Source organism: Microcoleus sp. PH2017_34_RAT_O_A, assembly GCF_020737885.1.
Lineage (GTDB): Bacteria > Cyanobacteriota > Cyanobacteriia > Cyanobacteriales > Microcoleaceae > Microcoleus.
In genome coordinates, this window is the sequence record NZ_JAEQDD010000039.1 from 17,871 (window position 1) to 42,279 (window position 24,409).

26 protein-coding genes and 1 pseudogene are annotated in these 24,409 nt (G+C 45.8%); 21 read left to right on the plus strand and 6 right to left on the minus strand.

The annotated features are described in order from the left end of the window. Nucleotides 1-50: 50 nt before the first annotated feature. Both JGK11_RS15000 and JGK11_RS15005 read right to left on the minus strand, forming a co-directional pair. Nucleotides 51-1,265: a DUF790 family protein gene (locus tag JGK11_RS15000; protein WP_293212177.1), complete on the minus strand. Its 1,215-nt coding sequence runs from the start codon at nucleotides 1,263-1,265 to the stop codon at nucleotides 51-53. A gap of 110 nt (nucleotides 1,266-1,375) precedes the next feature. Beyond that, on the minus strand, nucleotides 1,376-2,971 hold the full coding sequence (locus JGK11_RS15005; protein WP_293208280.1) for a DEAD/DEAH box helicase family protein: 1,596 nt from the start codon (nucleotides 2,969-2,971) through the stop codon (nucleotides 1,376-1,378). Between the two features lie 108 nt (nucleotides 2,972-3,079). Between JGK11_RS15005 and JGK11_RS15010 the strand changes: the two genes are divergently transcribed. After that, nucleotides 3,080-3,925, plus strand: coding sequence for a class I SAM-dependent methyltransferase (locus JGK11_RS15010; RefSeq protein WP_293185619.1), 846 nt, complete (start codon nucleotides 3,080-3,082; stop codon nucleotides 3,923-3,925). A 103-nt stretch (nucleotides 3,926-4,028) separates the two neighbouring features. Continuing rightward, on the plus strand, nucleotides 4,029-5,117 hold the full coding sequence (gene ald, locus JGK11_RS15015; protein ID WP_293212179.1) for an alanine dehydrogenase: 1,089 nt from the start codon (nucleotides 4,029-4,031) through the stop codon (nucleotides 5,115-5,117). A gap of 173 nt (nucleotides 5,118-5,290) precedes the next feature. On the opposite strand, the gene JGK11_RS15020 is transcribed toward ald, so the two are convergent. The 3 genes from JGK11_RS15020 to JGK11_RS15030 form a co-directional block, all read right to left on the minus strand. Beyond that, nucleotides 5,291-5,500: a hypothetical protein gene (locus tag JGK11_RS15020; protein ID WP_293185622.1), complete on the minus strand. Its 210-nt coding sequence runs from the start codon at nucleotides 5,498-5,500 to the stop codon at nucleotides 5,291-5,293. A 59-nt stretch (nucleotides 5,501-5,559) separates the two neighbouring features. After that, nucleotides 5,560-6,282 carry a DNA/RNA nuclease SfsA gene (gene sfsA, locus JGK11_RS15025; RefSeq protein ID WP_293212192.1) on the minus strand — a complete coding sequence of 241 codons (723 nt, stop codon included), beginning with the start codon at nucleotides 6,280-6,282 and terminating at the stop codon, nucleotides 5,560-5,562. 126 nt (nucleotides 6,283-6,408) lie between these two features. Continuing rightward, nucleotides 6,409-7,161 carry a glutathione S-transferase family protein gene (locus JGK11_RS15030; RefSeq protein ID WP_293185624.1) on the minus strand — a complete coding sequence of 251 codons (753 nt, stop codon included), beginning with the start codon at nucleotides 7,159-7,161 and terminating at the stop codon, nucleotides 6,409-6,411. Here JGK11_RS15030 and JGK11_RS15035 point away from each other — a divergent pair. From JGK11_RS15035 to JGK11_RS15075, 10 genes and pseudogenes are all read left to right on the plus strand, one after another. After that, nucleotides 7,160-8,426, plus strand: a pseudogene (locus JGK11_RS15035) (IS701 family transposase). The gene JGK11_RS15030 and the pseudogene JGK11_RS15035 sit on opposite strands and share 2 nt — an antisense overlap. A gap of 305 nt (nucleotides 8,427-8,731) precedes the next feature. After that, entirely contained in the window at nucleotides 8,732-13,327 is a 4,596-nt protein-coding gene (gltB, locus tag JGK11_RS15040) for a glutamate synthase large subunit (protein WP_293212180.1), read from the plus strand. Nucleotides 13,328-13,699: 372 nt separating this feature from the next. Next, a complete protein-coding gene (locus JGK11_RS15045) occupies nucleotides 13,700-14,266 on the plus strand; it encodes a transposase (RefSeq protein ID WP_293212181.1) in 567 nt (188 codons plus the stop codon). A gap of 292 nt (nucleotides 14,267-14,558) precedes the next feature. After that, a complete protein-coding gene (locus tag JGK11_RS15050; RefSeq protein ID WP_293212182.1) occupies nucleotides 14,559-14,969 on the plus strand; it encodes a hypothetical protein in 411 nt (136 codons plus the stop codon). Nucleotides 14,970-14,975: 6 nt separating this feature from the next. Further along, entirely contained in the window at nucleotides 14,976-16,493 is a 1,518-nt protein-coding gene (locus JGK11_RS15055; RefSeq protein ID WP_293212183.1) for a GUN4 domain-containing protein, read from the plus strand. Nucleotides 16,494-16,862: 369 nt separating this feature from the next. Then, complete coding sequence (locus JGK11_RS15060; RefSeq protein WP_293212184.1) at nucleotides 16,863-17,213, plus strand: hypothetical protein; 351 nt, start codon at nucleotides 16,863-16,865, stop codon at nucleotides 17,211-17,213. 6 nt (nucleotides 17,214-17,219) lie between these two features. Then, entirely contained in the window at nucleotides 17,220-17,540 is a 321-nt protein-coding gene (locus JGK11_RS15065) for a S1 RNA-binding domain-containing protein (protein ID WP_293212185.1), read from the plus strand. Continuing rightward, the gene (locus tag JGK11_RS32915) at nucleotides 17,524-17,646 is read left to right on the plus strand and encodes an element excision factor XisH family protein (RefSeq protein WP_366026978.1); all 123 of its coding nucleotides are present in this window, start codon (nucleotides 17,524-17,526) and stop codon (nucleotides 17,644-17,646) included. The genes JGK11_RS15065 and JGK11_RS32915 overlap by 17 nt, the downstream gene beginning before the upstream one ends. Further along, entirely contained in the window at nucleotides 17,634-17,978 is a 345-nt protein-coding gene (locus JGK11_RS15070) for a XisI protein (protein ID WP_293212186.1), read from the plus strand. The genes JGK11_RS32915 and JGK11_RS15070 overlap by 13 nt, the downstream gene beginning before the upstream one ends. A 6-nt stretch (nucleotides 17,979-17,984) precedes the next feature. Further along, nucleotides 17,985-18,185, plus strand: coding sequence for a DUF4926 domain-containing protein (locus JGK11_RS15075; protein ID WP_293212187.1), 201 nt, complete (start codon nucleotides 17,985-17,987; stop codon nucleotides 18,183-18,185). 191 nt (nucleotides 18,186-18,376) lie between these two features. Here the strand turns inward: JGK11_RS15075 and JGK11_RS15080 are convergent, their stop codons facing one another. Beyond that, nucleotides 18,377-19,930 carry a radical SAM protein gene (locus JGK11_RS15080; protein ID WP_293180609.1) on the minus strand — a complete coding sequence of 518 codons (1,554 nt, stop codon included), beginning with the start codon at nucleotides 19,928-19,930 and terminating at the stop codon, nucleotides 18,377-18,379. Nucleotides 19,931-20,310: 380 nt separating this feature from the next. Here JGK11_RS15080 and JGK11_RS15085 point away from each other — a divergent pair, with 380 nt between their 5' ends. From JGK11_RS15085 to JGK11_RS15125, 9 genes are all read left to right on the plus strand, one after another. Further along, the gene (locus tag JGK11_RS15085) at nucleotides 20,311-20,565 is read left to right on the plus strand and encodes a hypothetical protein (protein WP_293180611.1); all 255 of its coding nucleotides are present in this window, start codon (nucleotides 20,311-20,313) and stop codon (nucleotides 20,563-20,565) included. Then, nucleotides 20,566-20,736, plus strand: a complete 171-nt coding sequence (locus JGK11_RS15090) for a type II toxin-antitoxin system RelE/ParE family toxin (RefSeq protein WP_293180614.1) — start codon at nucleotides 20,566-20,568, stop codon at nucleotides 20,734-20,736. After that, nucleotides 20,684-20,866: a type II toxin-antitoxin system RelE/ParE family toxin gene (locus JGK11_RS15095; protein WP_293180794.1), complete on the plus strand. Its 183-nt coding sequence runs from the start codon at nucleotides 20,684-20,686 to the stop codon at nucleotides 20,864-20,866. The genes JGK11_RS15090 and JGK11_RS15095 overlap by 53 nt, the downstream gene beginning before the upstream one ends. Nucleotides 20,867-20,888: 22 nt before the next feature. Next, the gene (locus JGK11_RS15100; protein ID WP_293180617.1) at nucleotides 20,889-21,113 is read left to right on the plus strand and encodes a hypothetical protein; all 225 of its coding nucleotides are present in this window, start codon (nucleotides 20,889-20,891) and stop codon (nucleotides 21,111-21,113) included. Between the two features lie 195 nt (nucleotides 21,114-21,308). After that, nucleotides 21,309-21,557, plus strand: coding sequence for an AbrB/MazE/SpoVT family DNA-binding domain-containing protein (locus JGK11_RS15105; RefSeq protein ID WP_293180620.1), 249 nt, complete (start codon nucleotides 21,309-21,311; stop codon nucleotides 21,555-21,557). Beyond that, nucleotides 21,551-21,829: a type II toxin-antitoxin system PemK/MazF family toxin gene (locus JGK11_RS15110; protein WP_293212188.1), complete on the plus strand. Its 279-nt coding sequence runs from the start codon at nucleotides 21,551-21,553 to the stop codon at nucleotides 21,827-21,829. The genes JGK11_RS15105 and JGK11_RS15110 overlap by 7 nt, the downstream gene beginning before the upstream one ends. A gap of 161 nt (nucleotides 21,830-21,990) precedes the next feature. Then, a complete protein-coding gene (locus JGK11_RS15115) occupies nucleotides 21,991-22,848 on the plus strand; it encodes a hypothetical protein (RefSeq protein ID WP_293212189.1) in 858 nt (285 codons plus the stop codon). An 85-nt stretch (nucleotides 22,849-22,933) separates the two neighbouring features. Beyond that, entirely contained in the window at nucleotides 22,934-23,371 is a 438-nt protein-coding gene (locus JGK11_RS15120; protein WP_293180629.1) for an O-acetyl-ADP-ribose deacetylase, read from the plus strand. A gap of 81 nt (nucleotides 23,372-23,452) precedes the next feature. Then, nucleotides 23,453-24,070 (plus strand): transglutaminase family protein, encoded by a 618-nt coding sequence (locus JGK11_RS15125; RefSeq protein WP_293212191.1) that lies wholly within the window; start codon nucleotides 23,453-23,455, stop codon nucleotides 24,068-24,070. Nucleotides 24,071-24,409 lie beyond the last annotated feature (339 nt).

The following is a 24,409-nucleotide window of genomic DNA, read 5'->3' on the forward strand; positions in this document are numbered from 1 at the left end:
GAGGCCGCAGAGGAAGAGAGGGAGAGAGAAGTTTGCTACTGATTGGTGTACTATTCGAGGATTTCTAGGACTGATTTTGGCTGCAATTTATCTTTAAACCAAACTATTTTTGCAGGAACTTCTTTTACATTAACCCCAGCTTTTTCCAGATTCAGCCGTTCGGAAATAGCTAAAATCAAGTTGTCGCATCCAGATTTGTGTACTTGAGCAAATTTCTTTTGCAAATACTCCGGCCGCCAATAGCCGACTATTTCTAATATAAATACTCGTCCGTCGGGATGGACTAACCGAAAGTCGGGAATCATCACGCTTCCTGGAATTGGGATTAAGTCAACTTCTCGTTCGAGTTTCCACTCGGTTTTTAAGCTATCCCACCTGCCAGCAAATGCTGCTTCTAACATACTATCATAGGGTTTGCCTGGGGGATAGTGGCTGACTAAACCGCAGTCGGAATTTAGGGTGAATTTACCTGTTTTCACAACGCCGCTGAAAGCATCTTTGGTTTGCAGAGTTGAGTGCATACTCCATTTGGTGACGTGTAGGAGTGCGGGCAGCATTTTGGCGAGGGCTAAGCCGTAGCGGGTGCTGGGTTTGAACAAGCTTGTGGGGCCGTCGATTGTGAGGGTAAATCCGTGGTCTGCATCGCCTTCGATGTAGGTCATTAATTGAAATAATTTTAAATAGCGAAAGAGGAGTTTGTATTCTCCTGGATCGTTGCGGTGCGCGGTTAATTGAACTTGACTTGCTCGGTAAAATATGCCTTGGACTTGGGAAAGGTTGTATCTGTGAAGTAAGTTTTCGGGTGTTGGTGCGTCAAATTCGGTGAGGATTTTGTTTTCGTTTAAATCGGCGTATAAACCTGTTTTGATTTCGTGGGTAAAAACTTCTCTGTTTAAGTCTTGGCTGAGCTCTGTGGCTACTGTTTCGAGGGTTATTTGGGTGGATTGTGGGCTGGGTGTCGATCGCGCTGACAAGGCAAATACGCGCTGTCTCAACTCCAATGGTTCTAGGGGGCTAACAACTTCCAAAGTAGAGAAACCGCCTTTGAGGAGGTGCGCTAATCCCCGTTTCAGCCGATAGTCGGGGCTGTCGCCTTCTAATTCTAGCAAGCGTCCGTCGAGTTCGCCTTGGGTTTTGCCGATCGACTCCTGGAAGCAGGCGATCGTTTCGGTAGCTGCTTCTAGGTTTTTAGCATCTATCTTGAGGCGTAGCGGGATGATTGATTCGCCGTTTTGACGGTGGCTTAGTAGATCGGTTGGTAGCATTTGACAGTTGACAGTTGACAGTTGACAGTTGACAGTTGACAGTTGACAGTTGACAGTTGACAGTTGACAGTTGACAGTTGATCGAAGGAAGAAGGAATAATTTAGGCGTGCTACCAGGGAATGTCATCATCATCTCCCCATTTTGCGAGTGATTCTGCGGCTTTTTTGGTTGTCTTGGGAATGTCATCATCATCTCCCCATTTTGCTGGTGTTTCTGCTGCTTTTTTGGTTGTCTCTCGGTTGACTCCGTAAATCGGTGTTGGTTTGACTGTTTCTAATTTTGGATATTCTGCTGGTGGTGGTTCTATTGGTGTTTTTGGTTGGGGTTTGTGAACTTGCATTCCGCCTCGGCGGCGCTGGGATGTTCTTTCTTCGGTGGTGTCTTCGGTGACGACTTCGTAGAGAATTGCTAGTTTATTTACATCGCTGCTTTTTCGCAAAACTCGACCCAATCTTTGGATGTATTCGCGTTCGCTTCCCGTACCTGACAGTATAATAGCAATTCTGGCGTCGGGTACGTCCACTCCTTCGTTGAGAACGTGGGATGCGACTAGGGTTTTGTATTCGCCGCTGCGAAATTTATCGAGGATTTCGTGCCTTTCTTTGACTGGGGTTTGGTGGGTAATTGTGGGGATGAGAAATTCTTGGGAGATTCGGTAGACTGTGGCGTTGTCTCCGGTGAAGATTAGGGTGCGCTGCGGAGAGTGTTCGGCTAAAATTTGAGCTAAGATTCGCAATTTGCCTTCGGTACAAAGGGCGATTTCTTTGGCTTGGCGGTGGGCAATCATGGCGCGCCTTCCTAGGGGCGATCGCGCGCTGGCCATGATAAACTGTTTCCATCCTTCGAGGCTGGATATTTTGATGTTGGACTGTTTGAGGAAGTCGTTGCGAATGTTCATGGCTTCGCTGTAGCGATCGGTTTCTTCTTTTGACAGTTTGACCATGATTTGCACTATTTTATGGTCGGCTAAGGCGTCGCCTGCTAAATCTTCGGGTTTTTTGCTATATACTGTGGGGCCGATGAGGAAGTGTAAGTCGCTGTGGCGTCCGTCTGTGCGATCGGGTGTTGCTGTCAGTCCGAGTCGAAAAGGCGCGATCGCATATTCGGATATTACTCGATAAAAGTCCGTTGGTAAATGGTGGCATTCGTCAAACACCAGCAAGCCGTATTTATTCCCCAAGGTTTCGGCGTGAATGCTGGCGCTGTCGTAGGTTGCTACTAAAATTGGCGTTTTGTCCCGCGAACCTCCGCCTAACAATCCAATTTCGATGTCGGGAAAAGCTGCTTTCAAATTAGCGTACCACTGGTGCATTAAATCGAGAGTTGGTACTACGACTAATGTACTGCGGCCTGTGACTTGCATGGCTAATTGGGCCACATAAGTTTTGCCCGAAGCCGTGGGGAGGACGACTACTCCTTGGCTTCCTGCTTCTTGCCAAGCTGCTAGGGCTTCTTGTTGGTGCGGGTAAGGCTGCATTGCCACGCTGGATACGAGTTCGAGTAGTTCGTATCCGCGGGCGTCGTCGGTGAAGTTAGTGCAGTCGGCCTGAAGCGATTCTACCAGCGGGCGGTAGTGAATTGCTCGAATGCGAAATTTTTCCACGCGATCGTCCCACGTGGCAAAGTCCGCCCAGTCTCGGCCTCTGGGCGGTGGGTGCAGTAGGAGCGTTCCGCGATCGAATGTTAATGTAGGTATGCGTGGCATTTTTTTTGAGACGCGGTGAATCGTTGCTGTTAAATTATATAGGATATAGGAAAAGTAAGGACTGAAGTCTTTACTTTCAAATTAAAGTTCTCTTACTTTTGCGATCGTATGTTTGACTTTCTGCAATACAAACAAAATTTTTTAGCAGCGACTGAAGGCTGGGATAATGAGAAATGGAATAATTTTAATGACAATCCATTGGTACTTGTTTCGCCAACACTGCAAAATTGCCATGTCAAAAACTGTCGCCTGGTTGAAAGTCGCATCAAAATATTGGAATGTTTACCTAAAAATAGTGTGGTTGCAGAGGTTGGCACTCAATATGGGCGATTTGCCGAGAAAATACTTGCTATTACCCAGCCCCAAAAGCTGCATTTAATTGATGGTAATTTCGAGGCATTTAAAGCGGAAATCGATCGCAAACAAAATCCCCTATTGCAAGCAGGGATAGAAAATGGGACTGTCGAACTTCACGAAGGTGATTCATCGACAATTTTAGGCGGTTTTCCAGAAGAGTATTTTGATTGGATTTACATCGATGCCGATCATTCTTATGAAGGTGTATGCAAAGATATCAATCGAGGTTATACAAAGGTGAAATCTGACGGGATGATGGTTTTTAACGATTATACGAATTGGTCTGTATGCGAAATCATGCCTTACGGTGTGGCGAAAGCAGTTAATGAGTTTTGTATTGCGAATGACTGGGAAATAGTATTTCTGGCGCTTCAGTTCCTAGGCTATCACGATATTGCGATTAAGAAAAATACTGGGGAAAAGGAGGTGCGAATTCAGTTGCAGGAGGTTAAGTCCCAATTGCAGAGTTCGCAAGCTCGGATGCAGCAGCTTGAGTTAGAGTTGGAGCAGGCTAAAAGATCGATCGACCTTATGGAAAATGACAAATTTTGGAAATTGCGATCGCAATGGCTGAAAATCAAACAAATATTCTCCTAGCCCAGCCCGATTCCCAAATCTAAAATCTCCAATGGTATTGTCCCGCTAGGGCTGATTTTTGCGTTAAATTCGATCGACATAAGCCTGAAATTTGAGGTTATAGATGGAAATAGGCGTCCCCAAGGAAATCAAGGATTTAGAGTTTCGAGTCGGACTCAGTCCCACCAGCGTGCGGGCTTGTTCGGACAAAGGCCACACAGTTTTCGTCGAAACGAATGCTGGGGCTGGGGCTGGTTTTGCTGATGAGGACTACATTGAAGCCGGGGCGAAGATTGTCTCGAAGGCTTCAGATGTCTGGAACCGGCAACTAATTGTCAAAGTTAAGGAACCATTACCTACTGAGTATCCGCTGATTGAAAAAGAGCAGTTGCTATTTACATATTTGCACTTAGCAGCCGATCGCACATTAACCGAGCACTTAATCAACAGCGGAGTCCAGGCTATCGCCTACGAAACCGTCGAACTCCCCGACAGGAAATTGCCCCTGCTAACCCCGATGAGCATTATTGCAGGGCGTTTGGCCGTGCAGTTCGGTGCTCGGTTTCTGGAACGACAGCAAGGCGGCAAAGGCGTACTTTTGGGGGGCGTACCGGGGGTAAGACCGGGCAAAGTTGTAATTTTGGGCGGCGGAATCGTCGGCACAGAAGCAGCCCGCATTGCTGTCGGAATGGGCGCTAGGGTGCAGATTTTAGATGTAAATGTCGATCGGCTAGCCTACTTGGAAACTTTATTCGGTTCCAGAGTAGAATACCTTTACAGCAGTCCTTTGCAAATAGAAGCAGTTGTTCCCGATGCTGACTTATTAATCGGTGCAGTTCTAGTCTTAGGAAAAAGAGCTCCGGTGCTACTTTTGCGCGAATTTGTCGCCAAAATGCAGCCCGGTTCTGTAATTGTTGACGTAGCCGTCGATCAAGGTGGCTGTGTCGAAACTTTGCGAGTAACTTCTCACACAAATCCTACTTATGTAGAGGAAGGAGTTGTGCATTATGGCGTACCAAATATGCCCGGTGCAGTGCCTTGGACAGCTACTCAAGCTTTGAATAACAGCACTTTGCCTTATGTTTTGCAGTTGGCAAATAACGGGATTAAAGCTTTGGAAATGAATCCGAGTTTGGCGAAGGGATTGAACGTGCAGAATCACCGACTGGTGCATCCGGCCGTCCGGGAAGTTTTCCCAGATTTGGCAGATTAAATTGCCTCTTTTTTTAAGTAAGTTGTCCCGCATCTAAATTGTATTTTGGCGCGGGCAGGATGCCCAACCCCTACTCCCCACAAGAAAATTCATGTATTGTGGTTCTCAGAAAGATTCGCGGACGTTGTTGGGAAGAGAGCCCTCTTTGTCTAGGAGGTTATGTAAGCTGTCAGTCATACCTCATCTTTGTGAGAAAGGCTATATTGTGGAACGGGCATCTTGCCTGTTTCTAAACAAAAAAGGTAATCGATCCGGTTTGCTTTTTCATCGACGACGGGAGTTACTCGGTTCACGGATTTTCGATCCTCAAAGCAACAGTTACCAGAAAGAATTGGTTGAAAGCCGGAATCATTTGAGGGAGAAATTAAAGTCAGACTATTCATTACTCCAATCCTCTTCCTTCTAGGTAGAGGTTGCTCTCAAACTGTCAAGCGGTCAACTGTCAAATATCCAGTTTTGCCAAACCCAAATACCGGACACCTTCGGGAGTTACGTCAAAGCGGCAAGGCAAAACTTCCACACCTTCAATAATAGCTTGTCTGAACAATTGTCCGTAAATGCGATCGGCACTATCCCCAGGCGCAAAATCCGTACAATCGCCGCGATTAATAAAATACAGCATTACAGCCCTCGAACCCTGCCGCACCACTTCGATCAATTCTCTTAAATGTTTCTGTCCCCGTTCTGTGACTGTATCGGGAAATAAAGCTAATGTATCTTTAACCCAAGTTGTATTTTTAACTTCCACAAAAATCGGTTTTTCCCCACCATTCAGCCAAAAATCCACTCGACTTTTTTTATCTTTTCCGTAAACAACCTCCGGCTGAATCAAACTGTAATTTCCCAATTCAGGAAACAATTGCAATTCCAAAGCTAATTTAACTACTCGATTTGGCAGCCCGGTATTAACTCCCACCCAGGTTGGTACAGTATCGCAAACTTTAATTAATTCCCAAGTATAAGCTAACTTGCGTTTGGGATTGTCACTGGGAGATACTAGCACTGGATTGCCGGGAATTAAAACACCAGTCATCGGGCCAGTATTCGGACAGTGCGCGGTGATAATTTCTCCCGAAGCCAGTTCGATTTCTGCGAAAAATCGTTTGTACCGCTTGATTAAAGTGCCGGGTAAGAGAGGGGGATATTTGTAAATTAAGTCGTTCATGGGGATAGGGGCATGGGGCATGGGGCATTGGTAAATAGACATAATTGCTGTAGGGGCGGGTTCACCAACAATACGTGCCAATAATTGACAATCTCAAAAACCCGCCCCCACCCAACCATAAATCACTTATTTATCTTCTCTTCTAAGCTCATTAATTTCATCATTTAAAGGCTGCTGTTGTTTACCTTTCATCAACTGTTTCATCTGCGCTTTAAAAGCTTCCACCAGTTCCGGACTGGCTTGTGTTTCTTTCCAAGAAGCGCGGGAATTTAAGCGATCGCACCAATCCTCCAATTTGGGGTATTCCTCCAAAGACAAGCCTAACTCGGGCAGCCAAGGCACGGAAACACCAGCCACAACATCCGCCAGGGTAATCGTGTTACTGCCAAAAAAAGGTGTATCGCCCAACAACTCCTCAAAAAATCTGAGTACCGCCGCCACTTGCAGCGCAGATTTTTCCAGATTCTCCGGTTCGCCTGCGCCGCCGAAAGTCTGGCGGACAAAGGGACTCAGCGCTGGTGTCAATTCGTTGACTGTTACCATTTGTACCATGCGGACGATCGCCAAATCCCGAGCATTCTGTGGCAATAGTGCGATCGTCGGATACTTAGCTTCCAGATAATCAAGCATAGCGAGACTTTCTATTAAATGAAAATCGCCATCAGCCAAAACCGGAATGTGGTGAAAAGGGCTAATATCCAAAAAATCTGGTTGAAACTGATCGCCGTTTAATTTCATCGACACCAATTCAAACTCAATCTCTTTTTCTAGCAAAGCAATCCAGACGCGACGGGCATTAGCGGGACTTAAACAGAAAATACGATAAAAATAGGTTATAATGCTTACATAGCAAGCAGATAACGTTAAAAAATGACCCATGAAAGAGACAACCCCTGCCGCGATGCCCCCCTGCTTCGATAGATGGTGTCAAAGATTTGACGATATTTTTGGTCATCTTGCCCAAAAACGAGAGTTTAGGAACTATTTAGGGGGATTATTGGGAGAAAGCGAACGAAAAAACCTGTCACAGATGGCAGAAAACGCTGTCGGAGTAACTTACCACAAATTACATCATTTTTTAACAACAGCGCCTTGGTCATTCAATGAACTCAACGAACGTCGCTTAGACGTAATGAATCAGTGCAACTTGCGCCAAGATTAGTCGAGGATTTAGCCTGATAATAGATGATTCAGGACATAGAAAAAGTGGTAACTTTACCGACGCTGTAGGCAGACAATACATCGGACAAATCGGAAAAACTGATAATGGGGTAGTAGTAGTTACCAGTCATCTATATGATGGTAAGAAGAGCCTGCCATTAGATATTAAATTATATAAAAAAGCCGACTCATTACCAAAAGGAAAAGATGACCCAGACTTCAAAAAAAAGCCAGAAATAGCCATAAATTTAATCGACAAGACTTTAGCTAGAGGCTATAAACCAGGAATAGTCTTGATGGATGCAGGGTATGGTAATAACACCAGTTTTTTACAAGAATTGGAAAACCGAAAACTAAAATATATCGGAGGACTTGCCAAGAATCGTAAAGTAATAATTCAAAAAACAGTAGATGAAACAGAAGAGATTCGAGTAGATAATTTAGCTAAAGCCTTACCTGTAGAGGCTTTCACAAAAATTCAACTTTCTTTAGAACGACCTAGAACAGTATGGGTAGCAATTAAAGAAGTCGAATTATCAAAATGCACGGGTAAGAAAGTAATAGCTATCGTCATGAATGCAGAAACTTTCGATACCGCCACTGAAATAGATTATTTGATCGGTAATGTTGACGTATCAACAGCGACAAAGGAGTGGATAGTAAAAACTTATTCACTCATAAATTGGGTTGAAGTTTTCTATCGGGAAGCCAAGGGCTGGTTGGGCTTAAATGAATATCAAGTCAGAGATGAAATCAGCCTAAAAAGACATTTCATTATGGTGTTTTGTGCTTACACTTTCATTCTCTGGCATACCTTAACAGGAGGATTAAGGCGCCAATGGGCAAACAAACCTTTAAACACTTTTAATGATGCACTCGAAGCATTTCGGACAGCCATATCTTTTAGATTTGTGAAATGGTTGAACCAAAATTGGGACGTATTCTCCGCTTATAAAGCCAGTTTAGGCCTTGTTTGGGCTTAAAATTTGTTTAAGTCCCGCTAAGGGAACCGCACTCCTGTGTGGTCAGTTCAACAGCGGGCGCAAATCCTTGAGACATAACGGGAACCAAGAGGTGGGAACACCCAGAGAGTGTCACCTTGTGTCAGCCTCGAAGCGGGGAAATCTCACAAACCTTTAGCATTGCACCTTTAATTTCAGTATCTGGCTTATTAATCTGTATCCTGAGCTACTATTTAACGTGCGCTTACCCTGGATACTAGGTCGATCGCCATCCCACGCTCTACTCTAGATCAAAATCTTTTCGCCACTTTGAGAGATACATCAAAATGAACAACAACGGACTGCCACAAAAACAAGGGCTGTACGATCCGCAGTTCGAGCACGATGCTTGCGGAGTCGGATTTATTGTACACGTCAAGGGTAACAAATCCCACGAAATAGTCGAACAGGCATTGACAATCCTGTTAAATCTCGACCATCGGGGGGCTTGTGGCTGCGAAGCCAATACCGGAGACGGCGCGGGCATTTTGATGCAAGTGCCCCACAAATTCCTCAAAAAAGCAGCCGCAGCCGAAAACATCGAACTTCCAGCAGCCGGCGAGTACGGTGTTGGTGCGATTTACTCATCGCGCGATCGGACTCAACGGGAAAACGGCAAACGCATCTTTGCAGAAATCGCCGCCGAAGAAGGATGTCCCGTGCTCGGTTGGCGCGATGTCCCCACAGATAACTCGTCTCTGGGCGACACCGCCAAAGCTAGCGAACCCTTCATGCAGCAAGTGTTTGTCAGCCGCACCCCAGGTATGGACGAGGCGGCTTTTGAGCGCAAACTATACGTGATCCGCAAACGCGCCCACAATGCGATCCGCAGGCAGAAAGTAGATCCATACTGGTATAATTCCACACTGTCATGCCGGACGATCGTCTACAAGGGAATGTTGATGCCGGTGCAAGTGGGGGATTACTATCCCGAACTGCACGACCCCGATATGGAAAGCGCTCTAGCCCTAGTTCACTCGCGCTTCAGCACCAATACTTTCCCAAGTTGGGAACGATCGCACCCTTACCGCTACATCGCCCACAACGGCGAAATTAACACCATGCGCGGCAACATCAATTGGATGAATGCGCGGCAATCGATGTTCGAGTCGGAACTATTCGGCGATGATTTAAAGAAAATCCCCAATTTAATCAATGTCGAAGGTAGCGACTCAACTATTTTTGATAATGCTTTAGAATTGCTGACTTTGGCCGGCCGTTCTTTGCCTCATGCCATTATGATGATGATTCCTGAACCTTGGACAGCCCACGAGTCGATGAGTGATGAGAAAAAGGCTTTCTACGAATACCATTCCTGTTTGATGGAACCTTGGGATGGGCCTGCTTCGATCGCGTTTACTGATGGTACATCGATCGGGGCTGTGCTCGATCGCAATGGTTTGCGCCCTTCTCGTTACTGTATTACTAAAGATGACTTAGTAATTATGGCATCCGAAGCGGGTGTTTTGCCGATCGCGCCGGAACGAATTCTTTCAAAAGGCCGTTTGCAACCAGGCCGGATGTTCCTGGTAAATACCGCAGAAGGCCGCATCGTTTCTGACGAGGAAATTAAACATCAAATCGCCTCCGAACATCCGTATCGCGAGTGGATTGATACGCACATGGTCGAAATCGCCAAGCTACCAGACGCGCCCATAGATTCAGTCAACTCTCCCAAGAAGGCAGTGGATTTATTGCAGCAGCAAATGGCTTTTGGTTACACCTTTGAAGAACTGCGGTTGCTGTTAGCACCAATGGCACGGGATGGAGTGGAAGCTGTAGGCGCAATGGGCGCGGATACGCCGTTAGCTGTTTTATCGAACAGGCAAAAGTTGCTTTACGAATATTTCCAGCAACTGTTTGCCCAAGTTACAAATCCGCCCATTGATTCAATCCGCGAAGAAATTGTCACTTCTGCGGAAACGACAATTGGATCTGAACGCAATTTGCTGAAGCCGGAACCAGAAAGTTGTCATTTAATTGAGTTGAAAACACCAATTCTCAGCAATGAAGAACTGGCGAAACTCAAGCACGTAAATCAGGGTAATTTCAAATCTGCGATCGTCCCGATTTTGTTCGACCCCAAAACAGGGGTAAAAGGTCTGGAACAAGCATTAGAAGATGTTTTCGCAGCAGCCGATCGCGCGATCGCCTCTGGGGTGAATATTCTCATTTTGTGCGATCGGGGAATCAATGCCGAAAACGCTCCGATTCCCGCGCTGCTAGCAGTTGCAGGACTCCACCACCACTTGATCCGCCAAGGTACGCGCACACGGGCGGGGCTCGTGCTCGAATCCGGTGAACCGCGCGAAGTGCACCATTTTGCGACTTTAATCGGCTATGGTTGCGGTGCGATCAATCCGTATTTGGCCTTCGAGACGATCGCAGATTCGATCCGCGAAGGTTTGCTAGTAAATGTTGATACCAAAACAGCTTGCAAAAACTACGTGAAAGCCGCAACCAAAGGCGTGACTAAGGTTGCGTCGAAAATTGGGATTTCCACCATTCAAAGTTACCGTGGTGCCCAGATATTTGAGGCGATCGGCTTAAACAAATCCGTAGTCTATAAATACTTCACTTGGACAGCATCGCGAATTGCAGGAGTAGACCTCGAAGTCATCGCCCAAGAAGCGATTTTACGCCATACCCACGCATTCCCCGATCGCCCATCCAGCGGACACACCCTCGATGTCGGTGGCGAATATCAATGGCGCAAGGAAGGGGAAGCCCACTTGTTCAGCCCGCAAACCATTCACGCCCTGCAAAAAGCCGTGCGCGAGGGAAGTTATCCGCTTTTCAAACAGTATTCCGGGCTGGTTAACGAACAAAGTCAACAGCATTTCACCCTGCGCGGTTTGCTGGAATTCAAGCAGCGGGAATCGATTCCGATTGAGGAAGTTGAACCGATCGAATCTATTATCAAACGCTTCAAAACTGGGGCGATGAGTTATGGTTCGATTTCCCAAGAAGCCCACGAATCTCTAGCCGTAGCGATGAACCGCATTGGTGGCAAATCGAACACTGGTGAAGGTGGCGAAGATCCAGAAAGATACACTTGGACAAACGATCGCGGTGACTCGAAAAATAGTGCGATCAAACAAGTTGCTTCCGGGCGTTTCGGCGTTACCAGCTTGTATCTTTCCCAAGCGAAGGAACTCCAAATCAAGATGGCGCAAGGGGCAAAACCCGGAGAAGGCGGACAGTTACCTGGTAAAAAAGTATACCCGTGGATTGCCAAAGTCCGGCACTCAACTCCCGGTGTGGGCTTGATTTCGCCACCGCCTCACCACGACATTTATTCGATCGAAGATTTGGCAGAATTGATTCACGACTTGAAAAATGCCAACCGGGAAGCGCGGATTAGCGTCAAATTGGTGTCGGAAGTGGGAGTTGGGACGATCGCAGCAGGTGTCGCCAAAGCCCACGCCGATGTCGTGCTGATCTCAGGCTACGACGGCGGTACAGGCGCGTCGCCCCAAACTTCGATCAAACACTGCGGATTACCTTGGGAGTTGGGATTGGCCGAAACCCACCAAACCCTGGTACTCAACAATCTCCGCAGCCGAATCGCCGTTGAAACCGACGGACAACTCAAAACCGGCCGCGATGTAGCAATTGCTGCACTGCTGGGTGCTGAGGAATTCGGTTTTGCCACCGCGCCGCTGGTGACTTTGGGCTGCATTATGATGCGTGTTTGCCACCAGAACACTTGCCCTGTCGGCGTTGCGACACAAGATCCCCTGTTGCGGAAAAACTTTACCGGAGATCCTGAACACACGGTAAACTTTATGACATTCATCGCCCAAGAAGTCCGCGAAATCATGGCGCAGTTGGGCTTCCGCACGCTGAATGAAATGGTCGGGCGCACCGATGTTTTGGAAGCGCAACAAGCGGTGGAACACTGGAAGGCTAAGGGTTTGGACTTCTCGAACATCCTGTATCAGCCGGAAGTTGGGGCGGATGTTGGGCGCTATTGTCAGATGGCGCAGGATCATGGTTTGGAAAAGTCGATCGATCTCAGTGTACTGCTGGATTTGTGCAAAAGTGCGATCGAACACGGCGAACCAGTCAAAGCCACTCTCCCAATTACCAACGTCAACCGCGTTGTCGGCACAATTCTCGGCAACGAAATCACCAAACGCCACTGGGAAGGCTTACCCGATGACACGGTGCACCTCCACTTCCAAGGCAGCGCTGGGCAAAGCTTTGGCGCATTCGTACCCAAGGGAGTCACCCTAGAGCTCGAAGGCGAAGCCAACGACTATTTGGGCAAAGGGCTCAGCGGTGGCAAAATCGTACTGTACCCGTCGTTAGCTTCCACCTTTGTTGCAGAAGAAAACGCGATCGTCGGCAACGTAGTGCTTTACGGAGCCACATCTGGCGAGGTTTTCATCCGAGGGCTGGCCGGCGAACGTTTTGGGGTGCGTAACTCCGGCGTTAACGCAGTAGTCGAAGGTGTGGGCGATCACGGTTGCGAGTACATGACTGGTGGCAAAGTTGTGGTTTTGGGTGAAACCGGGCGCAATTTTGCAGCGGGAATGAGTGGCGGCGTTGCTTACATTTTGGATGAGGCGGGTGATTTTGCAACTCGCTGCAATATGTCGATGGTGGCGCTGGAAAAACTGGAGGATGCTGAGGAAATTGCTGATTTGCGGCAATTAATTCAGACTCATTTCGATTTGACTGGAAGTGCGATCGCATCGAAGGTTTTGGCAAATTGGGATGCGATGTTGCCGGTGTTTGTGAAGGTAATGCCGAAGGATTACAAGCGGGTGTTGCAGGCCATTGAAAGGGCGATCGCTGCGGGTTTAAGCGGTGATGATGCGCTGACGGCTGCATTTGAAGAAAATGCTCGTGATGTGGCCCGGATTGGGGGTAGCTAATCCAAGAAACCGGGTTTCTGCGACAATCTTGGCATCCCTACCGAGATTTAGGAAGAAACCCGGTTTCTGAGTCCCCGCCAATCACCCCAAAGTCCAAGAAACCGGGTTTCTCCGACAATCTCGGAATCCCCACCAAGATTTAGGAAAGAAACCCGGTTTCTGAGCCCCCGCGCCTAGTCCAAGAAACCGGGTTTCTGCGACAATCTCGGCATCCCTACCAAGATTTAGGAAGAAACCCGGTTTCTGAGCCCCCGCGCCTAGTCCAAGAAACCGGGTTTCTGCGATAATTTTGGTGAGGATGCCAAGATTTGGGTGAGAAACCCGGTTTCTGACACCCCACCAACGGTTCCTAACTCCCCACCGATATGCCATATGCCACGTCGTGAAGTTATCTTACAAGCTGGTAATTACTACCATGTTTATAACCGAGGTAATAACCGTCAGCTCATCTTTTTTGAACAACAAAATTATATTTATTTTTTACGCCAATTAAGAAACCATCTGGTTACGAACGATGTCGATATTATTGCCTATTGTTTAATGCCAAACCACTATCATTTATTAGTTTATCTAAGAACAGATCATTTTTCCAGACTGATGCAGACATTTACTCTGTCCTATGTCAAGGCTATCAATAAACGCTATCAAAAAGTCGGTTCGCTGTTTCAGGGAAGGTTTCAAGCGATTCATGTAGATAGAGAAGAATATTTGTTACATCTCACTCGCTATATTCACTTAAACCCAGTATGTGCTAATATAGTTAAAAAAGCAGAAGATTGGGAATTTTCCAGCTATCAAGAATATATTGATTTGCGCCGGGGAAGTTTACCTAAAATAGATGAAGTGCGATCGCAATTTCAGTCGGCAGAGGCTTATCGCTACTTTTTAGAAGACCTAATTAGCGATAAATTAATTCACCATCTAACCTTTGAAGAATAGCCAAAGTCCAAGAAACCGGGTTTCTGCAACAATCTAGGAATCCCCACCAAGATTTAGGAAAGAAACCCGGTTTCTAACCCCCCACCAATCACCCCAAAGTCCAAGAAACCGGGTTTCTGCGATAATCTCTGAATCCCCACCAAGATTTAGGAAAGAAACCCGGTTTCTGAACCCCCACCAATCACCCCAAAAATCCTCATAAACCAGTTGATAAATTTCAGGTACAATTTAAGATTATAGTCGCGGTTAGCATCTAGTAAAATTATCTAAATAATTTGGAGTCTTAAACACCATGCCCGATGAAACGATTTGGATTGTGACTGCCGATACTGCGGGCGAGTCTCCCGATGCACCCGACTATGACGGTGCGAAGATTGGGGCGCACACAGGGCTAGCCGATTGGGGCGATGCTTTTGGAACTCCCAATAGCCAACTCCAAAAACAGACATCAAAAGCGGTTGATAACTTGCGCCTGCACAAAGTCAGCATCAATAAATTAGAAAAAGAACTGGTTGACTTCATGCAAACCGTAGATAAAATGTTCGGGCGCGCGGATGCGGAAGCTGACATGAAAACCATCGAATTATCAGAAATTGAGTTATCCGTTGCAATTAACGCTGAAGGTTCTTTCAGTTTATTGGGTATGGGAGCAAAAGCAGCAGATACCAGAACCGTATTGTTGCGATTTAAACGTAAGTCTTAAGGTGAAATGGGAAGAAATCTGGCGATATCAATTGGCATCAATAAATATGATTTCCTAAATCCGCTGAAATATGCCAAGCGGGATGCAGAGTTAATGCAGGAGTTTCTGCGCGGGGCGAGTTTTGAGCAAGTTTTTTTCTTCTCAGATGACTCGCCTGATCTTGAGGGTAGACCGACTCGTCCTTCTCGTAACAATCTGAGGCGATTTTTGAGACAGATCTCTAAAAAGCCTATTATGGCAACTGGAGATAATTTGTGGTTTTTCTTCAGCGGACACGGGATGCAGTGTAATGGGCGCGATTATTTGATGCCTTGCGATGGCGATGCGGAAGATGTCGAACATACAGCGATTCCGATTGATTTTGTGACTGAATGTTTGCGCTGCTGTGGCGCTGGTAATGTGATTTTGATGCTGGATGCTTGTCGGTATAAAGGGAGTAAATCTGGATTGGGAATCGGCAATCAAGCTGCTGAAATTGCGCGGCAAAAGGGAGTTGTCACCTTTTTTTCTTGCAGTCCCAATCAATTGTCCTACGAAATTGAAACTTTACAGCAAGGTATTTTCACAAAAGCAGTGCTGGAGGGCTTGGGCATTCAAGGAAAATGTGCAACTGTCGAGCGATTGAATCATTATTTGAGTTGCCGAGTTCCCGAACTGATTCGGGAACATAAAGGCGAACAAGTGCGGCAAACACCTTACTGTATTGCAGAGCCAGTCACAAAGTCGCACTTAATTATTTGCCCGCAATATGCAACTTTACAAGATGTTTCTATTCTTAAAAATGATGCCTATCAAGCGGAATTAAACAAAGATTACGACCTGGCAAAACAGTTGTGGATTCGCGTATTGGCTGCATCTACTGGCGATATGGAGGCGATTAATGGAATTCAAAGAATCGCGATTAAGCAGATTGAAAACGATCGGTATTCTCAAGATGATTTTGTTAGTAGCAATGTTGCGAACAAATCGGCATCTCCATTATCTCCCAAATATACACCTGTAACGAATACTATTCCTACTGAACCTGATGTTCCTCTCAAGTCAGAACGCGGAGTAGACTATACTAAACTGCGCGATTTGCTGGCTGCTGGAAAATGGGTTGAGGCGGATGGGGAAACGGCTAATAAAATGCTGGAAGTAGCGGAGAAAAAAGAGGAAGGCTGGCTGGGAGTTTCAGATATCGATCGATTTCCCTGCGAAGACTTGCGAACCATTGACCAACTTTGGGTACAATACAGCAATGGGCGCTTCGGCTTTTCAGTGCAGAAGCGCATCTATCAAAGTTTGGAGGGAACTAGACAATATGATGAGAACGAAATATGGAAGGCTTTTAGCGATCGAGTAGGTTGGCGCGTGAATGGTAAATGGTGGTTGTACTACAAAGATCTAAAATTCAACACCAAAGCATCAGAGGGACACCTCCCTTACGAGGTCGGGCGAGGGATGATGAGGAGAGAAAGGAGGTGGGGGATAGGAGTGTGGGTCTATTGTATCGCGTCGAGACTTGTAAAGTGTAACATATAAGCGTTACAGCGTTTCGTAACCTGCTTCGACTTCCCGCGAAATCCAAGAAACCGGGTTTCTGCGACAATCTCCGAATCCCCACCCAGATTTAGGAAGAAACCCGGTTTCTAACCCCCCACCAATCACCCCAAAGTCCAAGAAACCGGGTTTCTGCGACAATCTCCGAATCCCCACCCAGATTCAGGAAGAAACCCGGTTTCTAACGCCCCACCAATCACCCCAAAATCCAAGAAACCGGGTTTCTGCGACAATCTCCGAATCCCCACCCAGATTTAGGAAGAAACCCGGTTTCTCACCCCCCACCAACAGCCTCCAAACCCCCGAATTGCTGTTGCCCCACCCGTTTGATATAATGTTGTTACTAGATAGATGACATCAGATAATTCTACTCAGACAGTCACAATTTACAAAGCTCCCCAACCAGGGTTAGCGCAAAAATTATTGCGAGATGGTTTTCAGCCAGCAGACTTTCCAAACAATCCACCCTACGAAAATGGCAAGTGCTACTTCGCAGCCCCCGATTCGAGAAGTCTGGCTGAAGAATATAACAATCATTACCAGCAAGGAATATTGGAGGTGATAATAGACAACCAAACCTACGAGATAACATTTAAGCCACTGGAAAAATTCTATCAGGGAGGCCCAAGTATTGAACTAGCAATCCCGCACAATCTTTTTCCCATTTTGAATCAGTTTCCGAGAATCCTAAAACAGCAATAATTGACTATGAATCAAGAATTTTGGAACTCGATCGAGTCCAAGTATCCACTTGGAAAACTCATATATGGCAAGATAGAATTTCATTCACCTTTTGGAGTTTTTGTCAATCTAGGCGATGCAGAGGTAAAAGGACTTATTCAAATTTCCGACTTTCTCGATACCGGATCGATGACACCAGAAATGTATCCCGATATTGATTCGCCTGTTGGTGCTGTTGTCATTGGCTACACTAAAGACGATCGCCAACAAGTTTGGTTGAGCGTTAAACCCAGTGTTCTACAAAAAGCCCTTGTCAAGTTAAAAATTCCTGTTGCAAGTCAGCTATAGAACCTTCTTCACTCAAGATGCGATTCAATTAATTGTAAACAGACATCAACTTCCGCTAATTGTCGTCAATACAGAAGTAGAGGAAATAGTACAATGGATAAACTAACCGAGTATCCCAAGCTAATCAAACGGATTTTAACCGAGTATGTAGAATTGTCTAATCGCCGTCCTCAACCAGACATCGAAACATTCTTAATTACCGACGAACAAAACGGTCATTATATGTGGATGAATCTGGGCTGGCAAAAGGGCGATCGCATTACCGGGATGACTGTATATGTTCGGATTCGCGATCGTAAATTCTGGATTGAAGAAGACTGGACAGAGGATGGGATTGCAACGGATTTGGTGCGCGTAGGGGTTCCCAAGGAAGATATTGTATTGGCATTTCACGAACCTGGGATGCGGCAATACACCGATTTTGCAGTAGTTTCCTAGCAGTTTATGAAACTTTATTCAGATGTCATCTTGCTGTGCAACATTCCAGAAGAAGGACTTGATACCGGCGATATCGGTACAGTTGTGGAACAGCATCACCTTGAAGGACTAGAAACAGGTTATAGCGTTGAGTTTTTCGATCTGTTGGGAAACACTATAGCAGTTGTGATGCTACCTGGAATTTATTTGCGATCGCCCGCAATTTGAATTGTCACAGAAACCCGGTTTCTGAACCCCGCACGCTAATCCGAGAAACCGGGTTTGGGGCGATCGCTTGTACATTGGGAAATCGAGCGTTCTGCTAAGCGTCAAAAAGGCATTGATTATACCTCAGATTCCTCTTCATTTTCTTCATCCTCGCTCGCAAATTCGCCGATGTAATCTCCCACGAGCGGTGTTTAGTTCAAATTTGCCAACACAACCTTTGAGTCGTCGGAGGAAGCGTCACTAACCATCGCTGAATATTCGCCGTTATAGTTGGTAAATTCAGACGGAGATTTCCGAATCTTAGATAGACGAATTTGCCAATCGGAAACCTGCTCGTAGGTAAGGTGCTTAGTATTGGAAGTCGTTGTCCATACCCCCCAAAGACAGGGGTCTTCAAACTGTAGCATTCCTGATTTCCGTAAGTCATAAGATTGCGGAGTTCCGGGCAAGGGAATAATGCTGTAGCACGAAGTCTGAAATTCCAATTGCGGGTTAATCTCTACCAGTTCATCGACCAATTCTGAGATGGCTTCCTCAAGAAGTAACAAGTCCTCATGGTCATCGTCGGGTAGCCCGATAATGATCCCATAAGCAATCACAGGTACACCAGTTCTGACCACAGATTTCATCAAGGTACAATGCTCTTGCCAAGGAAGGAGCTTCTTGTAAGCTTCTCGTCCAAAAACGGGACGTTCGGCAGGGATATAAGCCAAAGGACAACCGACTTTGCCGTCCCAGCCAAACAGTGCTTCAATCAGTTCTTCGTCAGGTCTGAGGTCGCTGCTTTCGTAGTTACGCCCAGCTCCCAGAGTTGTTTTCCTCAGTTCTAAACCATTGGGCCACATGAGAGTTATTCCCATCTCCCGCGCACCATTGGTAATGTCGAGGATCTCTTGTCGCCCCTCAGGAAAGAGTCCACGGGCGAGGAATTGATCGGAACCGATATTGATCGATCGAGCCCCCGCTTCTTTCTGAATCGCCAACCATTTGAGGGATGTTTCAGGAGACATTCTCCGAAAGCCAGTGCCGTAGGTAGGTGTCATGCAAAAATCGCAGGTGCGATCGCAACCAATGTCAGCTACCAACGAACCTACTGGAACAGTTCCCTGGACATTGGGCAGTGTCCCTAAACACTCCCGCGCCACTTCCACCGATGGTAGTGCCCACTCCTCTGGACTTTTGGCTTTAGCCTTCCTGGGATACTGTCTACCATCTGCGAGAATGACACCCGTGAGTTCTTCTCGTGGGGTTTTTCCCAGTACATAGTCAAAAATAGCCCAATTCGCTGCCCCAGATTTATCCTGAACGACTGCTGCTGCGCCGGCCTTCAAGTAGTGGTGCGGTTCAGCGAAAGCATCCGACCCACCAACGACAATGGGACGACCTCCCTTAGCCAGATGCTCAATCACCATACAAGTGACTTGACGGTCTTGGGAGAAATTCACTGTAATGCCCCAAGCATCGAAGGCATGGGGATCTAGGGCAGCAATTTTGCCCCCAACGTAAGTTTTCCGCAGGGTCATCCCTTTCCAGACAATTTCCCCAAATTCTTCACTATAATTGTCGTCTCTGAGGTTGACCAATCGGGCATCAAATCCTCCTGCTTGCAAGTCAGGAATCAAAACTTGCTTGCTGATTAAGGAACGATGTCTGTATAAAGAAGTCCAATTTTTACCTTCTGCATCATAGAGTCCCGTTGCTGGAGGTTCAATCAGTCCAATTGTGGGAGAGTTTTTAGCTATCATAATGGAGGATTGGGAATGTGGGATAAGAGGATGGGATTTTTTCCGGCTCGCGATCGCCTGCGACACCAGGGAAGCCAATCGCAACCCCTAGACGGTAGCACAAGTCGGTGAGCTACTCTTTAATAAAATCAGACGATAGCATAAAAATAGATTAATCTAGATGAGATGAGTCAAATTGACTATTTTATTAATCATTTAGTTTTTCGATTTGTTGGGAAATACTGTAGCAGTTGCGACGCTACCTGGAAGTTATTTGCGATTTAATTGAGCGATCGACAACCGATCGCAATTGAACTCACCCCTGAATTGCTGTCAAGCCACCCGTGCGATATAATGTTGTTACTAGATTGTAGAATAACAATCAAAAAAAAGGGATAATTATGACCGTCGAACAAGCCATTTTGGAAAATGTGAAGGTCTTATCGCCAGACCAGCAACAAGAAGTCTTAGCTTTCATCAAACTCTTGCAGTCAGATAAATGGGAGCATATTTATAAAGGACGCTTCAAAGAACTCCAGCAAGAAATTCGTCTGGGAATGGATGCGGCCGATCGAAGTGAAGTAATTAATGCTGAAGATATGTTTCGGAGTTTGCGCTTAAAGCTGCAACAACGTCGCACGCACGCAAGCAGATAGATGAATCAGATTTGTAGATTTACAGTTCCGGCAAGTCGGGATATAGAAAACATTATGGACTATATTGCCGATCGCAGCGGTTTTGATGCAGCAGAAAGCTTTCTGGACAGAATTAACAATAAGTGTCAAACTCTCTCGAAGTTTCCTCCTTCTGGGACGCAATCGGGATGAGTTAATGGAAAATGTACGGAGTTTTCCGATCGATGATTACCTAATTTTCTACAGTGCGATCGAAGCAGGAATTGAAGTTCTGCGGGTTGTTAGCGGCTACCGAGATTTAGAAGATTTATTCTCTGAGTGAACTGTATCGAGTTTCTGATATTATGAAAGCGATTGAAACTACTGGAAAAATTGACGATCGAGGAATGCTTTGTATCGATCGCCCCCTTGCTTTTGCCAACCACAGCCACGTTAGGATTATTGTTTTAGTACCGGAAGATACTGACATCGATCCTGATGATGACCCCATTGAAACAGTCCTCGAAGGGATTCAGCAAGGCTTCCATGAGGCAATTACCGGACAAACCCTCCCCTTGTTTCAACTTTAATAGTTGACTAGGTTTGTGAAGAAACCCCGTTTCTGAGTCCCCCCGCGAAATCCAAGAAACCGGGTTTCTGCGACAATTGACGCCTCCCCACGAGATTTTACGAAGAAACCCGGTTTCTGAACCCCTGCGCCCGATCGCGCCCAACCTTATCTAGCGGTTATAATAGATAAACCTGAGCATTAAAATCGCAAATGTATGACAGCAAAAATACACCTCAGCAACTTGGGTAATTCCTTAGCTTTGCCAATACCAGACTATATTGTAAAATTGTTAAATCTAAAAGCAGATGATTCGGTAATTTGCAGTATAGAAAATGGAAAAATGGTCATAGAACCTGTAAATCAGAAAATTTCCAAATATACCCTAGATGAACTATTGGCAGGCGAAATAGAACCCAGCGAAGAAATCTCTTGGGGGAAACCAGAAGGAGAAGAAGTTTGGTAAACTACATCCCCGAACGAGGTTATTTCATTCGCCTCAATTTCGATCCTCAAGCAGGACACGAACAAATGGGTACTCGACCTGCACTGGTTGTGAGTCAAACTAAATTTAACCAAAAAATGGGGTTTGTGTTTGTCTGTCCCATTAGCACCACACAACGAAAAAATCCGTTTTATGTTCCCATTCCAGAAGGTGAAGCGGTGACAGGTGTAATTATGACAGATCAACTACGTTATGCAAGATTATCGCGCAAGGCAAGCAAGTTCGATCGGTGAATGTCCAGAAGATTTAGTTAAGGAAGTATTGAAGAGAATTGAACCTATTTTGTTTGAAAATATGATTCTTGATGAGTAGTTGATCATCAAGAATACGGCAATTATGTGGTTAGACTTGTTAACTGATATCATGTATAGAACTAGGGAAATCAACAAGCAAAATGATTCAATCCATACCGAAAATATCCATCAAACCTGGATATCGTCCCCAGTCAGATGATAAAACTCCTGAAGCTGATGCAATTGATTTTTACCTACTGCGACAACTCACCAATTCCCAACGCTGGCAAATAGGGGTAAAATTAAATCGTTGGGCAAAAACTGTTAGCTTGCGCGGCATGAAAAAAGCTTGTCCCTCAACTTACAAAGAGCGATTTGCTCGATCGATCTTACGTAGCAAATGGCTGCCAATTTTAACCCCCACCAGTGAACCCTCTATGTGGACGCAAGACCCCAGCCACATCGCCCGACTGTTGCACCCAATTTTTCAAACATTATCTATTCCTTATTATATTACAGGAGGCGTTGCCGCTTCTGTCTATGGCGATCCTAGAACGACACGGGATTTAGATTTAGTAATTGAATTACTCCGGGATAATATTTTTCGATTAGTTGAAGCACTAGAAACGGCTGGTTTTTACTGCCCTCCGGGTTCGGTAGAAGATATTCAAGAGGGCAGAGGCATGGTGTTGAGTATCACTCACATGACTTCCGTATTAAACGCCGATCTCGTGCTGAATTCTGATACTGAGTTCGATCGCTCAAAAATGACAAGGCGACGACTAGAAGCCCTTGACGAAGCTGGTGTAGAACAATTTTGGATTGCTTCTCCTGAAGATATTGTGTTGGCAAAACTGCTCTGGCGGCAACAATCTAAGTCTCAAAAACAATGGAATGATGTTTTGGGAATTCTGAAAGTCCAATCTGAGCATTTGGATCGGGGTTACTTAACAGACTGGGCGCAACGATTGGGGTTGATTGATGATTTGAATCTAGCTTGTACTGAATCTGGGATTTGATGCGATTCCAAATTGTTCATTTTGCGATCGCACCCACTCTCTCTGTATCATTATAGGTATGGACTTTTAAAGCTTAATTATTTTTATGCAAGTTATTTTAGGCAACATCACACAACTGAAAGTAGACGCGATCGTCAATGCTGCAAATACCAGTTTGCTTGGAGGTGGTGGAGTAGATGGCGCAATCCACAAAGCAGCAGGCCCGGAACTTGTTGACGAATGTCGATCGCTCCGAGGATGCAAAACCGGGGATGCTAAACTCACAAAAGGATATCGCTTACCTGCGCGCTTCATCATCCACACCGTAGGCCCCGTATGGCAAGGAGGCGACTGCGGAGAACCCGAACTCTTAGCCCAATGTTACCGCAAATGTATGGAAATCGCGATCGAGCAAAAGTTCGAGAGTATCGCATTTCCTTGCATTAGCACCGGCATTTACAAATATCCTAAGGATTTAGCAGGTGAGATTGCAGTCAAAATCTGCTACGAAGAAATGCAAAAAACGGCGCTCCTCAAAACATAACTTTTTGCTGCTTCGATTGGGAGAATCATCAGGTTTATGAGAAGATTGTAGCAGTTCTCAGGCAGAAAGGCTATCAGAAAAATGATTCCAGAAATCAAAACCTATTTAGCAGCGACTGACATTATAGATCGCGATCATCCCGCAATTTTAGCACTCGCGAACAAGATAGCATCACAACATCATACATCAGAGGCGATCGCCCAATCTAGTTTTGAGTGGGTTAGAGACGAAATTCGCCACAGCTACGACTATCAGATGAATCCCGTCACCTGTCGAGCATCCGATCTACTAAAGCACAAAACAGGTTATTGTTTTGCCAAAAGTCACCTATTAGCAGCATTGCTGAGGGCCAACAACATTCCCGCAGGTTTTTGCTACCAAAGATTGAGCTTTGATGACAAAGGTGCGCCCTACACATTGCACGGTTTCAATGCAGTTTATTTGCCAGATGTAGGTTGGTATCGCATTGATGCAAGAGGAAATCGCGACAATGTTAATGCTCAATTCACACCTCCTCAAGAGCAATTAGCATTTAAAATTCAGTTTCCTGAAGAAGCAGACTTTCAAACCATTTTATCTGAGCCGCTGCGAGTAGTTGTAGAGGCTTTACAAAATCACATTACATGGGATAAACTGCTGCTCAATCTTCCAGACGTTTCTCTAGAGTCAGCACAGAAATACGGTCTTGCGATCGACTAGAAATCACTCAAAAATGAGAATTAAATAACTTACAGAAGTTTGTGGTGTGTCCCGCCCGTCCCACAATAACAATTAAATTTGTAAGTTATTTAATTCGCGAGCCTCAGCAACAAGCTGAGGCTTTTGGGAAGTTTTTTTCACGTCGCTCCGAGGTTGTTAAGGTCGATTCTCCGAGAATTATAAAACAGTATTAGTTGACTGTAAATCAAGAATCATAGAACCAAATCAAGTTCAAATATCGGGAGCATCTCAGTTTTGCAAGAAGCATTTTTTATGGTAGTGCGAGCGTCCCCGCTCGCGTGCTTGTACAAGCACGCGAGCGGGGACGCTCGCACTGTA

Coding starts and splice junctions, on each gene's coding strand:
- gltB (WP_293212180.1), top strand. CDS start 8,732: ATGAACAACAACGGACTGCCACAAAAACAAGGGCTGTACGATCCGCAG.
- JGK11_RS15050 (WP_293212182.1), top strand. CDS start 14,559: ATGCCCGATGAAACGATTTGGATTGTGACTGCCGATACTGCGGGCGAG.
- JGK11_RS15080 (WP_293180609.1), bottom strand. CDS start 19,930: ATGATAGCTAAAAACTCTCCCACAATTGGACTGATTGAACCTCCAGCA.
- JGK11_RS15045 (WP_293212181.1), top strand. CDS start 13,700: ATGCCACGTCGTGAAGTTATCTTACAAGCTGGTAATTACTACCATGTT.
- JGK11_RS15010 (WP_293185619.1), top strand. CDS start 3,080: ATGTTTGACTTTCTGCAATACAAACAAAATTTTTTAGCAGCGACTGAA.
- JGK11_RS15030 (WP_293185624.1), bottom strand. CDS start 7,161: ATGGGTCATTTTTTAACGTTATCTGCTTGCTATGTAAGCATTATAACC.
- JGK11_RS15000 (WP_293212177.1), bottom strand. CDS start 1,265: ATGCTACCAACCGATCTACTAAGCCACCGTCAAAACGGCGAATCAATC.
- JGK11_RS15090 (WP_293180614.1), top strand. CDS start 20,566: ATGAATCAGATTTGTAGATTTACAGTTCCGGCAAGTCGGGATATAGAA.
- JGK11_RS15020 (WP_293185622.1), bottom strand. CDS start 5,500: ATGAATAGTCTGACTTTAATTTCTCCCTCAAATGATTCCGGCTTTCAA.
- JGK11_RS15075 (WP_293212187.1), top strand. CDS start 17,985: ATGAAACTTTATTCAGATGTCATCTTGCTGTGCAACATTCCAGAAGAA.
- JGK11_RS15105 (WP_293180620.1), top strand. CDS start 21,309: ATGACAGCAAAAATACACCTCAGCAACTTGGGTAATTCCTTAGCTTTG.
- sfsA (WP_293212192.1), bottom strand. CDS start 6,282: ATGAACGACTTAATTTACAAATATCCCCCTCTCTTACCCGGCACTTTA.
- JGK11_RS15065 (WP_293212185.1), top strand. CDS start 17,220: ATGAATCAAGAATTTTGGAACTCGATCGAGTCCAAGTATCCACTTGGA.
- JGK11_RS15115 (WP_293212189.1), top strand. CDS start 21,991: ATGATTCAATCCATACCGAAAATATCCATCAAACCTGGATATCGTCCC.
- JGK11_RS15120 (WP_293180629.1), top strand. CDS start 22,934: ATGCAAGTTATTTTAGGCAACATCACACAACTGAAAGTAGACGCGATC.
- JGK11_RS15060 (WP_293212184.1), top strand. CDS start 16,863: ATGACATCAGATAATTCTACTCAGACAGTCACAATTTACAAAGCTCCC.
- JGK11_RS15125 (WP_293212191.1), top strand. CDS start 23,453: ATGATTCCAGAAATCAAAACCTATTTAGCAGCGACTGACATTATAGAT.
- JGK11_RS15005 (WP_293208280.1), bottom strand. CDS start 2,971: ATGCCACGCATACCTACATTAACATTCGATCGCGGAACGCTCCTACTG.
- JGK11_RS15085 (WP_293180611.1), top strand. CDS start 20,311: ATGACCGTCGAACAAGCCATTTTGGAAAATGTGAAGGTCTTATCGCCA.
- JGK11_RS15100 (WP_293180617.1), top strand. CDS start 20,889: ATGAAAGCGATTGAAACTACTGGAAAAATTGACGATCGAGGAATGCTT.
- JGK11_RS15070 (WP_293212186.1), top strand. CDS start 17,634: ATGGATAAACTAACCGAGTATCCCAAGCTAATCAAACGGATTTTAACC.
- JGK11_RS15055 (WP_293212183.1), top strand. CDS start 14,976: ATGGGAAGAAATCTGGCGATATCAATTGGCATCAATAAATATGATTTC.
- ald (WP_293212179.1), top strand. CDS start 4,029: ATGGAAATAGGCGTCCCCAAGGAAATCAAGGATTTAGAGTTTCGAGTC.